Annotated in this window: 10 protein-coding genes, 1 tRNA gene and 2 pseudogenes; 3 read left to right on the forward strand and 10 right to left on the reverse strand. The window is 43.1% G+C overall.

Features of this window, described 5'->3' with window-relative positions; all coding sequences use genetic code 11:
- Window positions 1–7: 7 nt before the first annotated feature.
- From JCM14108_RS08730 to gap, 9 genes and pseudogenes are all read right to left on the reverse strand, one after another.
- Window positions 8–754 (reverse strand): alpha/beta hydrolase, encoded by a 747-nt coding sequence (locus tag JCM14108_RS08730; protein ID WP_035180235.1) that lies wholly within the window; start codon window positions 752–754, stop codon window positions 8–10.
- A gap of 255 nt (window positions 755–1009) precedes the next feature.
- On the reverse strand, window positions 1010–1246 hold the full coding sequence (secG, locus tag JCM14108_RS08735; protein WP_035180237.1) for a preprotein translocase subunit SecG: 237 nt from the start codon (window positions 1244–1246) through the stop codon (window positions 1010–1012).
- 83 nt (window positions 1247–1329) lie between these two features.
- Window positions 1330–2862 carry a ClC family H(+)/Cl(-) exchange transporter gene (locus JCM14108_RS08740; protein WP_035180238.1) on the reverse strand — a complete coding sequence of 511 codons (1533 nt, stop codon included), beginning with the start codon at window positions 2860–2862 and terminating at the stop codon, window positions 1330–1332.
- A 224-nt stretch (window positions 2863–3086) separates the two neighbouring features.
- Window positions 3087–3734 carry a hypothetical protein gene (locus tag JCM14108_RS08745; RefSeq protein WP_035180240.1) on the reverse strand — a complete coding sequence of 216 codons (648 nt, stop codon included), beginning with the start codon at window positions 3732–3734 and terminating at the stop codon, window positions 3087–3089.
- The gene (locus JCM14108_RS08750) at window positions 3713–4597 is read right to left on the reverse strand and encodes a hypothetical protein (RefSeq protein ID WP_035180241.1); all 885 of its coding nucleotides are present in this window, start codon (window positions 4595–4597) and stop codon (window positions 3713–3715) included. The genes JCM14108_RS08745 and JCM14108_RS08750 overlap by 22 nt, the downstream gene beginning before the upstream one ends.
- A 115-nt stretch (window positions 4598–4712) precedes the next feature.
- Window positions 4713–6032: a phosphopyruvate hydratase gene (eno, locus tag JCM14108_RS08755; RefSeq protein WP_035180242.1), complete on the reverse strand. Its 1320-nt coding sequence runs from the start codon at window positions 6030–6032 to the stop codon at window positions 4713–4715.
- Between the two features lie 102 nt (window positions 6033–6134).
- A pseudogene (gene tpiA, locus JCM14108_RS08760) lies at window positions 6135–6892 on the reverse strand (triose-phosphate isomerase).
- Window positions 6893–7067: 175 nt separating this feature from the next.
- Window positions 7068–8281, reverse strand: a pseudogene (locus tag JCM14108_RS08765) (phosphoglycerate kinase).
- 105 nt (window positions 8282–8386) lie between these two features.
- On the reverse strand, window positions 8387–9400 hold the full coding sequence (gap, locus tag JCM14108_RS08770) for a type I glyceraldehyde-3-phosphate dehydrogenase (protein WP_035180244.1): 1014 nt from the start codon (window positions 9398–9400) through the stop codon (window positions 8387–8389).
- Window positions 9401–9689: 289 nt separating this feature from the next.
- Between gap and JCM14108_RS08775 the strand changes: the two genes are divergently transcribed.
- Window positions 9690–9761 (forward strand) — tRNA-Arg (locus tag JCM14108_RS08775).
- Between the two features lie 94 nt (window positions 9762–9855).
- Here the strand turns inward: JCM14108_RS08775 and JCM14108_RS08780 are convergent.
- Window positions 9856–10767 (reverse strand): VOC family protein, encoded by a 912-nt coding sequence (locus JCM14108_RS08780; RefSeq protein ID WP_035180245.1) that lies wholly within the window; start codon window positions 10765–10767, stop codon window positions 9856–9858.
- A 195-nt stretch (window positions 10768–10962) separates the two neighbouring features.
- Between JCM14108_RS08780 and JCM14108_RS08785 the strand changes: the two genes are divergently transcribed.
- Complete coding sequence (locus JCM14108_RS08785) at window positions 10963–11607, forward strand: ATP-dependent Clp protease proteolytic subunit (RefSeq protein ID WP_081759887.1); 645 nt, start codon at window positions 10963–10965, stop codon at window positions 11605–11607.
- Window positions 11608–11819: 212 nt separating this feature from the next.
- Entirely contained in the window at window positions 11820–12902 is a 1083-nt protein-coding gene (locus JCM14108_RS08790) for a zinc-dependent alcohol dehydrogenase family protein (RefSeq protein WP_051996111.1), read from the forward strand.
- Window positions 12903–12935 lie beyond the last annotated feature (33 nt).

Consider the following 12935-nt stretch of genomic DNA (forward strand, 5'->3'; position numbering starts at 1 on the left):
CCTCGTATTATTCATAAATTTTAGTTAAAAAACGACTTAAATCGGTTTCAAGCTGCTGATGAGCAGAATTGACCGTAATCATATGACTGGCTGCTGGATATTCATGATAGCTGACATCACTGTTAATCAGCTGATCACGCACCAATCGGCCACTTTCAGGATTAACCAGTTCATCTTTCATCCCTTGGCCAATAAAGTACGGTTGATGAATTTTAGACAAATCACCCGCAACCACCGCACTGAAATCCGAAATTTTTTGGAGTGTCACATCAATATGGTCATCCAACCACTGCAGCTTCTCAGCCATGACGCGTGGATCCGTTTTATAACGTATATAATTTGCCTTCGCCATCTGGATAAAGGTTGCATGAACACTAAACTGCCGTTTTCGAACAATCGGCGAGCCAAAAGAGCCGCCGCCAACCAACTCAGGGTGAAGTTCCAATGCTCTGGCAGCAAAAATACCACCAAGTGAAATGCCAAAGATACTAAGCGACTCAAAACCTTTGTCACGCATAAACTGAATTGCCCGCTGCGTATCGGCCAGCCAGACTTCCGGCGATCCTTGAAGAATGATATCTTTAAAGTCCGGCGTTCCATGGCCTGTCAGCAATGGCGCATAAATCGAATAATTACTTCGCTCAAGTCGACGGGCCAAAAGCCTGACATCGACCGGACCGCTGGCAAACGCGTGTAACAGGATAATCGCTTTTGGACCGTGTTCAAAATAAAACGACTGTGTTGGTGCCTGCATAACCCTTCATTCCTTTCTACAGTAAAACAATCATCATTCTTATGATACCATCAACCTCGGTTCTCTTGGCAGACCAGTACTTAAAAATAGCGGTTGAGACAAAAGTAATTTTGCCCAGTCTCGTTTTCGACGATATCTTACCAAGTGGCAATTTGCTCTGGAAGTTAACCGCCCTTCGTCCCACGCTCAAATGATCGTCGCAACAATATCAATTATAATAAAAAACCTCCTGTATTTAAACAGGAGGATTAAATACTAATGAGATGACAACCAAACCAATCCCAGAGACAAAACAAAAAAGATAATGCCCAGGATAAGGGTTGTTTTCTGCATAAATGCTTCAAAACCGCGGGGCTTCTGCTTGGCAAACAAGTCATCGGCACCACCGGTTAAGGCAGACATTGCGTCATTAGTTTTAGATGGTTGCATTAATACTGCGATTGTTATTAAAACACAGTCGATCAATAGCAATGTTATTAATAAGTTGTACACGTTACAGCCTCCTACCGTAAAATCGGCTCAATACCACTCATACTAAGTTAACACATTATGCCGGTTTATTCCATACTTAGCCGTTAACTTTCTGAACTTAACCCGGTTAATTTAACGGTGATTGCATGCTGATTCTTTGTAGAAACATTAATATAAAGCGTATCACCCCATCGAAGCAGCGTGTGACCGGATGGCACAATTTCGATCCCGTTTCTTAAAATTTTAGTTAGCAGTGATCCCTGGGGCCATGGAATTTGACTTACGGTTTTGCCATCCATAAACGAACCGGCAAAGACCGATGTCATAATCTGAACCGTTTTCCCCAAATGGTATTGCTGCTTAACTTTCAGTAATTGCTGCAGCATCGAATAGTAAACCGGTTGGCCGTTTAAGAGATCTAAAACACCGTATGCAATCAATGAAACGGTGGCCAAGCCCAGTAAGTGAGTCAGTGTGCCGACCATCTCTGTTATCAGAAGAATTGCTGTAAACGGCGCCTTACTGATTGCCGCAAAATAGCCGGCCATTCCCATTATAATAAAACTCGAGAAGTATACTTGTGAGACCCAGCCCGCTTCAACGGCAACACTGCCGATAGTTGCGCCAATCAATCCGCCCAGGCAAAGAATTGGCAGAAAGATGCCGCCCGGCACACCGCTGCCGTATGAAATCATCGAAAAAACAAATCGAATCAGGAAAAAAAGACAAAGCACCAGGGTTGAATAGCCGGCACCGGTCAAATGAAGGATAATCGAACTGCCACCACCCAAGAGTCTCGGAAAGTAAGCACCAAGCGGCACGATGAGAATCAAGGGCAACAGACTTTGAAAATACCAGGGAATTCTGAGCAGCTGTTGATACCACCGGCCAACTCTAAGGATTACCAGTTGATAAAGGCGCCCAAGAACTCCCAAGGCAATTCCCAAAATAATTACCCATACAAAGTACCTCAGGGGCAATGGATTGCTTTTCATATACAAAACCGGCTTTAAACCAAAAACATAGGTTGCTACCATATCGGAAGTTATCGCCGAAGTCAACGAAACAACCCAAATATTGGTTGAAAAATTATGATAAATTTCTTCCAGCACAAACAAAGTACTGGCAATCGGCGCATTAAACGCTGCGCTTAAACCGGCTGCCGCGCCACTGGAAATCAGCACTTGACGATCAAAGCCAACCTGCTTGGTAAAGTGGGCAACTCCCTGACCCAAAGTAGATCCCAGTTGAATTGACGGTCCTTCACGGCCAAGATAAAGACCGCTGCCGATTGCGAGAATTCCGCCAACAAACTTTCGCCACAGGACCGACCACCAAGGATAATCAATTTCACCCAACAATTGGCCTTCAACCTGTGGAATCCCGGAACCTTTAATATCCGGCTGCTGGCGTAGAAAAAAACCAACAATCAATACAATCATTAAGTTAATCCCAATGCCGGCTGCTATTAAAAGTGGCTGCTTAAGCCCACCCACATAAAGAAACTGCATAAAAGCCATCATGTGTTGAATCCCCCACCTAAAAAGGGAAACCACACCGCCGGCAAGCATCCCGACTAAAATGCCGTTTAGGATTGTCTTTATTTGAGTCATTTTATAACTGCCGTGAACTTGCACAACTAATACCCACCTTCTAATTTGTTTCGGTATTAATCATATCACAGGTTAGCCAAGCCGCTTTTTAAAAAAAGATGTCAAAAGCGTCAAAAGAAGCCCAATTCCACAAATAATGCCTCGGCTGCCATCACTATCACCAGTTTGCGGCAGGCGATGACCAACGGCTGTTTTACCTACCCGTTCAGTTAAAGCGGGTGTTGCGGTATCTGATTTTTCGGATGCGGTTACTTGGGCCTTTTGGCGGGACTTATCGCTAAACGCCTTTTAAGCGCCCGGGCTTGGGCTGATTGGGAATTCCCTTTTACCTTCTTTTTCGAACCAGCTGCTACTTTACGTGAACGCCGTTTGGTTGTCGGAGATTTGCGCTTACCATCTTGAAAGGCCTGCTTGCCACCTTGCCGGTCAGCCTGAGCCGGTTTACTGTCCGGTTGCTTTGATTGTTCGGTAACACTGTTTGCAGTTGGTTTAGAAAGTGGTTTGGCAGTCCCCTCCACCAACATATCAATCGGCAACTGTTTTTTAACCTGGTTATTGTTAACCGAGAGATACCGAATTATGATATCGGCGGGCGTTAATGTCGATAAAGCAATCTTCTTGCTGCTGATTGTTGGCTGATAACCGGCAATTGGCAGCGGCTGATAATCCAATTCATCGCCAAATTTTCCAGACAAATGATCTGTTGAAAGCTGGTGGCCTTCTTCATCCAAATTGATAACCTTAACAGTCACTTGACTGCGTTGGTATTGAAGCAGGTAGCAATTTTTCTCTTGATCATAACTGCTTCTTTGAAAGTCATAACCGTAATAGCCTGTGTGCTGCTGCAGCCAAGTTTGAATGTCGGCACTTTTGATTACTTTATCGAATAGTACCAAGCCGGCTCATCGATACCTTTAACCGTAATTGATTTTGGTTTCACCTGACGACTTTCTTTGACTTCGACTGGTTGTTTTTTATGCCGTAAAGCCGAATTAACAGGCGCTCCTTGTGATCGCTCATCAGCTAACTGACTGTCAGCCGGCACTGTGTCAATTTTATTACGCATCCTGGTTGGTTTTGGTTGGTGATTTTGAGAAACCTTATCCAAATGAGCCGCTTTAACAACCGCCGAACGACTTTCGTCACCTTTTTTCTCATCGGTAAGCAACTTAGCTGAACGATCGGCTGGTTGAGAATCCTCCTTAATTGCTACCTCCTTGGAACTACCTGGCGTTGATAGTTCAGGCTCCCCATGATCAGTCTGTATATCAGACGCGGTCACGGCTTTTTTATCAACTGCTTTTTCGGCTCGATTATCGTCAGAATGGTTGTTGACCTTATCAGTCATTAATTGGGACTCATTAGATACCGATTCGATCAACCGAGTACTTGAAACAGCAACTACCGGTTTAATTTTTGCCTGGGGGTCCAAAACATATTGCACCCGAAAGCCGGCGTTGACGCTTCCAGAAATTGCGGGTTCATTTTTTTCATTAAGTGCGACTCGATATCCCGGAATCTTTTTTGGAATCAATTTAAAATGTTTCTCATCCGAATTAATGATTTGGGTATATGAAGCCGAACTGCCATCGGCGTTTCGTATTTTTCTGCTCCCAACACCATTTTCATCTACGTATTTTTCCGTTACCACCACCCTTACTTCTTTAGGCTTGCCGGCATCATGCCCAACAGCCGCCTGTCCGGTAATCGGCACCATCAAACTTACTAATCCAACTGAAAACAAAAGTACTCTCTTCAATGTAAAAACCTCCATTTGGTAGTTAATATTAACTACGCAAATTGGCGGCCGTTTTATTTAAAAAGCACAAAAAAAGAATCGCATTTCTGCGATTCTTAGCCATCAAACGATGATACTACTTGTTTTGAATGTCTTCGCGAGCTTGCTCTGACAAGTTGTAGAATGAGTGAATACCTTTGTATTCGGAAACATCCCCAAGTTGATCTTCGATTCTCATCAATTGATTGTACTTAGCGATTCGTTCGCCACGGCTCATAGAACCAGTCTTGATTTGACCAGCATTCAAAGCAACAACCAAATCAGCAATGGTTGTGTCTTCAGTTTCACCTGAACGGTGTGAAATAATAGCAGTGTAGCCTGCTTCACGAGCCATTTCAACGGCTTCGACCGTTTCAGTTAATGTTCCGATTTGGTTAAGTTTAATTAAGATAGCGTTGGCAACACCCATCTTGATTCCCTTCTTAAGGTAATCAGTGTTTGTAACAAACAAATCGTCACCAACAATTTGAACTTTCTTGCCAAGGCGTTGTGTAGCCATTTGCCAATCTGCCCATTCGTTTTCATCAAGTGGGTCCTCGATTGAAATAACCGGGTACTTGTCAACGATGCCTTCAAGCAGGGAAACAAATTCATCAGCTGTGTATGACTTGCCATCACCCTTCAAATCATACTTCTTGGTTTCAGTGTTGTAGAATTCAGATGCGGCACAGTCAAAGGCAATTGCGATGTCCTTGCCTGGTTTGTAGCCGGCACGTTGAATTGCTTCAACCAAGATTTCAAATGGTTCTTCGTTGTTCTTGAGATCAGGTGCAAAACCACCCTCGTCACCAACAGCAGTTGAGTAACCACGTTCGTTCAGCAAATTCTTCAAGTTATGGAAGGTTTCTGAACTCCAACGAATAGCCTCTTTAATACTTGGTGCGCCAACAGGCATGATCATGAATTCCTGGAAGTCAACCTTGTTGTTGGCATGCTTACCACCATTGATGACATTCAACATCGGTGTTGGTAATAAGTGAGCATTGAAACCGCCAAGGTAATTGTACAATGGCATTTCCAGTTCATCAGCAGCTGCACGGGCAGCAGCAAGTGAAACACCAAGAATGGCATTAGCACCCAATTTGCCCTTATTTGGCGTACTGTCAAGCTTAATCATTGCCTTATCAATAGCCAATTGATCAGTTACATCATAGCCAACAATTTCTTTGGCGATGATGTTGTTAACATTATCAACGGCCTTGGTAACGCCCTTTCCCATGTAACGGTCTTTATCACCATCACGGAGTTCAACGGCTTCGTGTTCACCGGTTGAAGCACCTGAAGGCACGATTCCACGACCCATAGCACCTGCTTCAGTATACAATTCAACTTCAACAGTTGGGTTACCACGTGAATCAAGAACCTCACGGGCATAAATATCAGAAATAATTGACATATTTTTTTCTCTCCTTAGCGAAAGTTGTGACCTTCTGTACAAGGTTCACTTCAATTTTATTAGTTTAGCGACCAAGTTTCAATATAAAACTGTGAATCTTAGTTATTTTTGTAAAAAATTTGCAAGTTTCAAAAACGAATCGGCCTTTAAACTGGCACCGCCGGCCAAAACACCATCAATATCTATTTGTGCCAAGATATCGTCAGCGTTGTCGTCATTGACACTGCCGCCGTACAACACTCGGATTTCATTAGCAATTTCATCCGAATAAAGATCGGCAACTGTTTGACGAATTAAATAACAGCCCTCTTCGGCTCATCAGTACTGGCTGTCTTCCCACTACCGATTGCCCAGCTTGGTTCGTAGGCCAGAATAATATTTTTAGCCTGATCAGCGGTAACCGACTTCAGCGCGTTGGTTACTTGGCTGACTACCCAGGAAATTCGATCAGCAGATTGGCGCCGACTCATCGTTTCATCACAACAAATAATCGGCGTTAAGTGATTGCGAAAAGCGGCATGGACCTTTTTATTAATAATATCGTCCGTTTCGTTAAAGTATTTTCGCCGCTCCGAATGACCGATGATCACGTGGGTCACACCCATTTCACTAAGCGCTTTGGGGCTGGTTTCACCAGTATAGGCACCCTCATCTTCGTAAAAGCAATTTTCAGCTGCAATCACCAATGGTGATCCGTTATTGTGCTTAATCATGCTCTCAAGAAAAAGCGGTGAGGCAGCAATACAAGTTTCTGTAACCTTAGGATCAGGCAACTGTCCTTTAATTGTTTCTAAAAAATTAACGGCCTCTTCAACCGATAAATTCATTTTCCAATTACCGGCAACAAATGGAATTCTCATTATCAAATCATTCCTTTACAATTAGTCACTAAGGTAATTGTAACAAAAGAATTTTTAAAAGCCACAAATAAACCGAGGTACTTTAAAGTCGCTGATTGTTTTTGGTGCCTGCACGATTTTAATAACACTGAAATCCATCATAAAAAAACCCCGACAAAGCGGGATTTTCACATAATTATTTATTGTCAATTGCAGCAATACCAGGCAATGTCTTACCTTCAAGATATTGAAGTGAAGCACCACCACCGGTTGAAATATGCGTTAATTTGTCAGCAACGCCAAGTTGTTTAACGGCAGCAGTTGAATCACCACCACCAACAATCGTTGTGGCATCAGTTAATGAGCCTAAGAATTCGCCAACTTTCAACGTTCCTTGGGCAAAATTAGCCATTTCAAAGACACCCATTGGGCCGTTCCAAACAACCGTTTTGGCATCTTTAAGCACTGCTTCAAATTCATCGATTGACTTAGGACCGATATCAAGGGCCATCCAGCCATCATCAATGTCGCCTTCAACGACTTTATGTTCAGCGTCATTATTAAAGCTCTTAGCAACCACGTTATCAGTCGGCAAGACAATCTTGTCGCCGCCTTTTTCCAGAATATTCTTGGCAACGTCAATCTTATCTTTTTCAACTAATGAGTCACCAACTTTAATCCCTTTGGCAGCATAAAAGGTATATGTCATCCCACCACCGATGATGATTTTGTCAGCTTTACTCAAAAGATTGTCAATGACACCAATTTTATCGGAAACTTTAGCGCCACCCAAAATAGCAACAAATGGTCGTTGTGGATTGTTAACCGCTTCACCCAAGAATTGGATTTCTTTTTCCATTAAGAAGCCGGCAGCAACTGGTTTGCCGCTCTTGTGCATTGCTTCAGCAATCCCAACGTTGGAAGCATGTTGTCGATGAGCAGTTCCGAAGGCATCGTTAATATACTCGTCACCCAAGGAAGCCCAATATTCACCAAGTTTCGGATCATTGCCGGATTCACGCTTAACGTATTCTCCATTAACAACATCTTCATAACGCGTATTCTCAACAAGCAATACGTTACCGTTTTCCAACTTATCAACTGCGTCTTCCAATTGCTTACCTTCCGTTACCGGAACAAAAGTAACCGGCTTATTCAATAAGTTGGAAAGGCGTTCGGCAACTGGCCGTAATGATAAGCCTTTTTATCTTCTTCTTTTTTAATTCGGCCTAAATGTGAGAACAAGATAGCCTTGCCCTTGTGATCCAAGACAAATTTGATGGTTGGTAAAGCAGCCTGAATTCGGTTGTCATCACCAATCACACCGTCTTTAATCGGCACATTGAAGTCAACCCGCATTAAAACTTTCTTACCTTCCAGATCCAAATCAGAAACTGTTAATTTTGCCAATTTAGAAGTCCTCCCATACACAAGTTATTTGTGATTATTGGAACATATACATAGATAACAAAAGACGGAGAAGACGTCCTCTCCGCCGATTGTATAACTTACTTATTAAAGTGAAGCAAACTTCAACAAAGTACGAACCATGTTGCAAGTGAAGCCCCATTCGTTGTCATACCAAGCAACGGTCTTAACCAATTGTGCACCGTCATCACCATTGGTGATTTCAGTTTGGGTTGGATCAAATACTGAACCATGAGGATCATTGATGATATCTGATGAAACAATTTCGTCATCATTATAACCAAAGGCTTCGTTGCCCTCAGTATGCTTCTTCATTGTTTCGTTAATTTCTTCAGCAGTAACTTTCTTATCAAGAACACTGACTAATTCAGTTAATGAACCATCAACAACAGCAACCCGTTGTGCGTGACCCATCAACTTACCGTTAACAGAAGGAACAACCAAGCCAAGCGCTTTAGCAGCACCTGATGAATGAGGAATCGTGTTAGCTGAAGCAGTTCGGTTGTTACGCTTCTTCTTAGTCTTAGGACCATCAAGAATTTGTTGTGAAGCAGTGAAAGCATGAACAGTTGTCATGGTACCAACTTTGATGCCAAAGTCTTTATCCAAGAAGTAAGCCATTGGAGCCAAGCAGTTGGTTGTGCATGAGCCGGCTGAAACGATCACATCACTTGAATTAAGGGTATCCAAGTTAACACCAGGAACAACTGTCTTGATTTGACCAGCAGGAGCTGAAATCAAGACACGCTTTGCACCAGCCTTGATGTGAGCTTGTGATTTTTCTTCGGATGTGTAAAAACCAGTACATTCAAGAACAAAATCAACGCCATCATTTTTAACCCAAGGAAGGTTGGAAGCATCTTTTTCTGCGTAAACAGGAATTTCTTTACCGTCAACAACAATCCCCTTGTCAGTTGATGAAACATCTCCAGGGAAACGTCCATGTGTTGAGTCATACTTCAAAAGGTATGCCAACATTGATGGTGTGGTTAAATCGTTAATTGCGGCAACTTCGATTTCATCGGAGTGCAATTCATGAATTCGCTTGAATGCCAAACGACCAATTCGGCCAAAACCATTAATACCAATCTTTACAGTCATACTGTGTTTTCCTCCTTTAGGAAATAAGAAAATATTAAATATGATTAATAGTACAAAATCATCGTACCACTAATTGGAAATAAAGTCAGCACCCTTGTGAATAAAATCTCAATCCAGGTGCATCGAGTAAATTGAAATATTACCCAAGTACGAGTATAGCAGACCGACAAATAATTGCAATGCGTTCTACGCTAGTAACCGCTTTCACTAATTTCATTTTTAATTTTGCTTGAAAAATTTATTAAATTCTAGTATATTGGTATAGTGAGTTGTGACAGAAAAGTTTTTTGCGCCTGTAGTGTAATGGATCGCACGTAAGATTCCGGTTCTTGAGATGAGGGTTCGATTCCCCCCAGGCGCATTAAATTAAATCATAAAGACACATTAATAAAAGAGGTCTGGCAAATCATTGTCATGGCCTCTTTTATTGTGTCTCATAATAATTACGATATCTCTTAGTCATCCGTATCGTGGAAATCAACACCCTGCTTCGCGTAAAAATCAATAATCGTTTGCTTTTGAGACATAAATTTCGGTGGCAGGGATAGCTGACTGCCCATTGTTAAAATTGATTCTTCCAAACTAAAGCCGGGCGTTGTAGTGGCCAGCTCGATTCGATTATCACCGGGATCGCGCACGTAAATGCTCTTAAACCATCCTCGATCAGCGTATTCCTCACGATTAAGTCCCATTGCCTCGGCTTTATCCCAAAAAGCAAACAGCGTCTGTTCGTCTGGCGCCTGCAAAGCAATATGATCAATGCTGCCACGACCAAAGCGGGTCCGGACATCCGGCTGGGTACTTTTGAAAAGCTCAATTGACTCGTGATTATCCAGTTGCACCTGATTGCCGCTAATCGGAATCTTGAGCCAATCATGAAAGAAAGCTGCTGTCGCCGTTGGGTCGGGCACGTGCAGTTCGGTTCCCAGAAACCTGGTAATTTGATTTTCTGCAGAAATCCCATTGTTTGGTACCACACGCCAATCAGTCAATTTCTCTGCCGTTTCCAATAGTTTAATTTCAATGTTATCAGGATCTTTAAATTTTAAGCCGCCCTTAATTTCGGTTGTTTCAATCCCTTCTTTTGTTAATCGGGCCTGCCAAAAAGCAACGCTGCCTTCGGGGATTGCCAACTTAATATTATTGAAAAAATGACGGCCATCGGTTCGCCTGCCAAGTAACGGCAATACAAAGAAGGTAACGACCGTCCCCGGTGTCCCCAAATAATCACCGTAGAATAAGTGTCTGATACGAATATTTTCCTGGTTAACCGTATTCTTAACAAGCCGCATCCCCAGAATCTTCGTATAAAAATGAACATTTTGTTTGGCATCTCTGGTTAGTAAGGAAATATGATGAGTCTGCATATGAAAGCCCCCCTGGCTGCTAATAACGTCAATTTGATTGTACCATGAATGTATCCGCTTTCTAAGAAAAACGCCCCTTTTATGCAGCGATTGATAATCGGGCATTTAACGGTCTGGAGAAGCTGCTCACCGTTTTTTTGCAGCAAACCAGGCAAACTATTTGACCTTTTTTGACCAATCAACTAAACTGTAAACATGAACTTGGCAAAAGCCAACTTTCATAAAACTGATAAGGAGGCATATTCAATGAATCTAGTGCCAACTGTTATTGAACAATCCGCTAACGGCGAACGTGCTTATGATATTTATTCGCGTTTGTTAAAAGACCGTATCATCATGTTGTCAGGTCCAATCGAAGATGACATGGCAAACGCCATCATCGCACAGTTACTGTTTCTGGATGCTCAAGACTCTGAAAAAGATATTTATCTTTACATCAACTCACCAGGTGGTGTAATTACATCCGGAATGGCAATCTTTGATACAATGAACTTTGTCAAAGCAGATGTTCAAACAATCGTTATGGGGATGGCTGCTTCAATGGCTTCCGTTTTGGCTTCATCCGGTGCCAAGGGGAAGCGGTTTGCTTTGCCACACGCCCAAGTCTTGATTCATCAACCTTCCGGTGGTGCTCAAGGTCAACAAACCGAAATTGAAATTGCGGCTGAGGAAATTCTAAAAGCGCGTAAAATGATTAACGAACTTTTGGCCAAAAACTCGGGGCAACCAATCGAAAAGATCAATAAGGATACTGAACGTGATAATTATCTCACTGCTCAGGAAGCCGTTGATTATGGTTTGCTGGACGGCATCATGACAAACAGCTCTGAAAAACAATAATCTAAAAACACTATATTAACTTGTTCCTGCCGAAATCATGTAACGTGGTTTCGGCTTTTTTGATACCTAATTGGCTTTCGTCAGCGAGTAATGATTATTGATAAAAAAGTCCAATCGACTTAAAATAAAATTGTAAAAGTTAATTGGGTAACAAGTTGAAATCATTCTTAATCAAAGAATTTCAAATTCAAATCGAGGTCATTTATATGAATATGACAACAGCATCAACAAAGACCAATTTAAATGAACAATCGATGGCAGCCGAAGATATCCCCACCGAAATGCGCGCTTGGGAAGTCGTTAAACCCGGACCGATTGACTCGGATCCTTCCCCACTAAAATTTACCACCAAACCCGTTCCAACGCCAAAACAGGGCGAGGTCCTGGTACGTGTCATTGCTTGTGGTGTCTGCCACACTGACCTGCACGTTACCGAAGGCGATCTTCCCGTTCACCAGGAACACGTCACGCCCGGTCATGAAATTGTCGGCAAAGTCGTTAAAAACGGCCCCGGTACCAGTCGATTCAACCTGGGCGACCGTGTTGGCGTGCCATGGTTGCGTTGGACCTGTGGGGTTTGTGAATATTGTCGGGCCGGCAAAGAAAATCTTTGCCCCAACTCACTTTATACCGGCTGGGATCATGACGGTGGCTATGCCGAATACGTAACCGTTCCGGAGGGATTTGCCTACCGAATTCCCGAACGCTTTGATTCATTGACAGCTGCACCCCTGCTTTGTGCGGGAATCATCGGTTATCGGGCATTTGAACGCGCCAACGTTCCTGCCGGCGGTCGCTTAGGCCTGTACGGCTTTGGCGGTTCCGCTCACTTGACTGCTCAAATTGCCATGGCTCAGGGAATCGAAGTTCATGTCCTAACCCGCGGGAAAGATGCCCGTAAGTTTGCTTTAAAGCTTGGCGCCGCTTCAGCAAACGGTGCCTATGATCTGCCGCCGGTTAAGCTTGACTCGGCAATTATTTATGCACCGGTCGGCGACATTGTTCCCAAGGCTTTGGAAGCTTTAAAGCCGGGAGGGACCTTGGCAATGGCTGGCATTCACTCGACTGATATTCCACAGCTGACCTATACTGAACACATTTTTCACGAAAAGAATCTAACCAGTGTCGAAAGTAACACCCGCCGGGATGGCGAGGAATTCTTAACGTTGGCTGATCGGTTGGATATTCATCCAGAAATTCACGAGTACCCGCTTGCCAAAGCCGATGAGGCACTGAAGTACGTAGCTGCCGGTGATATTCAAGGTGCCTGCGTTTTAAGAGTTAGTGAAGGATAATTTAAAAAAGTGGGACAAAAGGCGGTTAACTTC

The organism is Lentilactobacillus farraginis DSM 18382 = JCM 14108 (assembly GCF_000583655.1).
Taxonomy (GTDB): domain Bacteria; phylum Bacillota; class Bacilli; order Lactobacillales; family Lactobacillaceae; genus Lentilactobacillus; species Lentilactobacillus farraginis.

What these genes read in the sequence shown, in the direction of transcription:
- JCM14108_RS08730 (WP_035180235.1), bottom strand. Translation starts at nt 754, where the DNA reads ATGCAGGCACCAACACAGTCGTTTTATTTTGAACACGGTCCAAAAGCG.
- eno (WP_035180242.1), bottom strand. Translation starts at nt 6,032, where the DNA reads ATGTCAATTATTTCTGATATTTATGCCCGTGAGGTTCTTGATTCACGT.
- gap (WP_035180244.1), bottom strand. Translation starts at nt 9,400, where the DNA reads ATGACTGTAAAGATTGGTATTAATGGTTTTGGCCGAATTGGTCGTTTG.
- JCM14108_RS08780 (WP_035180245.1), bottom strand. Translation starts at nt 10,767, where the DNA reads ATGCAGACTCATCATATTTCCTTACTAACCAGAGATGCCAAACAAAAT.
- JCM14108_RS08785 (WP_081759887.1), top strand. Translation starts at nt 10,963, where the DNA reads ATGAACTTGGCAAAAGCCAACTTTCATAAAACTGATAAGGAGGCATAT.
- JCM14108_RS08790 (WP_051996111.1), top strand. Translation starts at nt 11,820, where the DNA reads ATGACAACAGCATCAACAAAGACCAATTTAAATGAACAATCGATGGCA.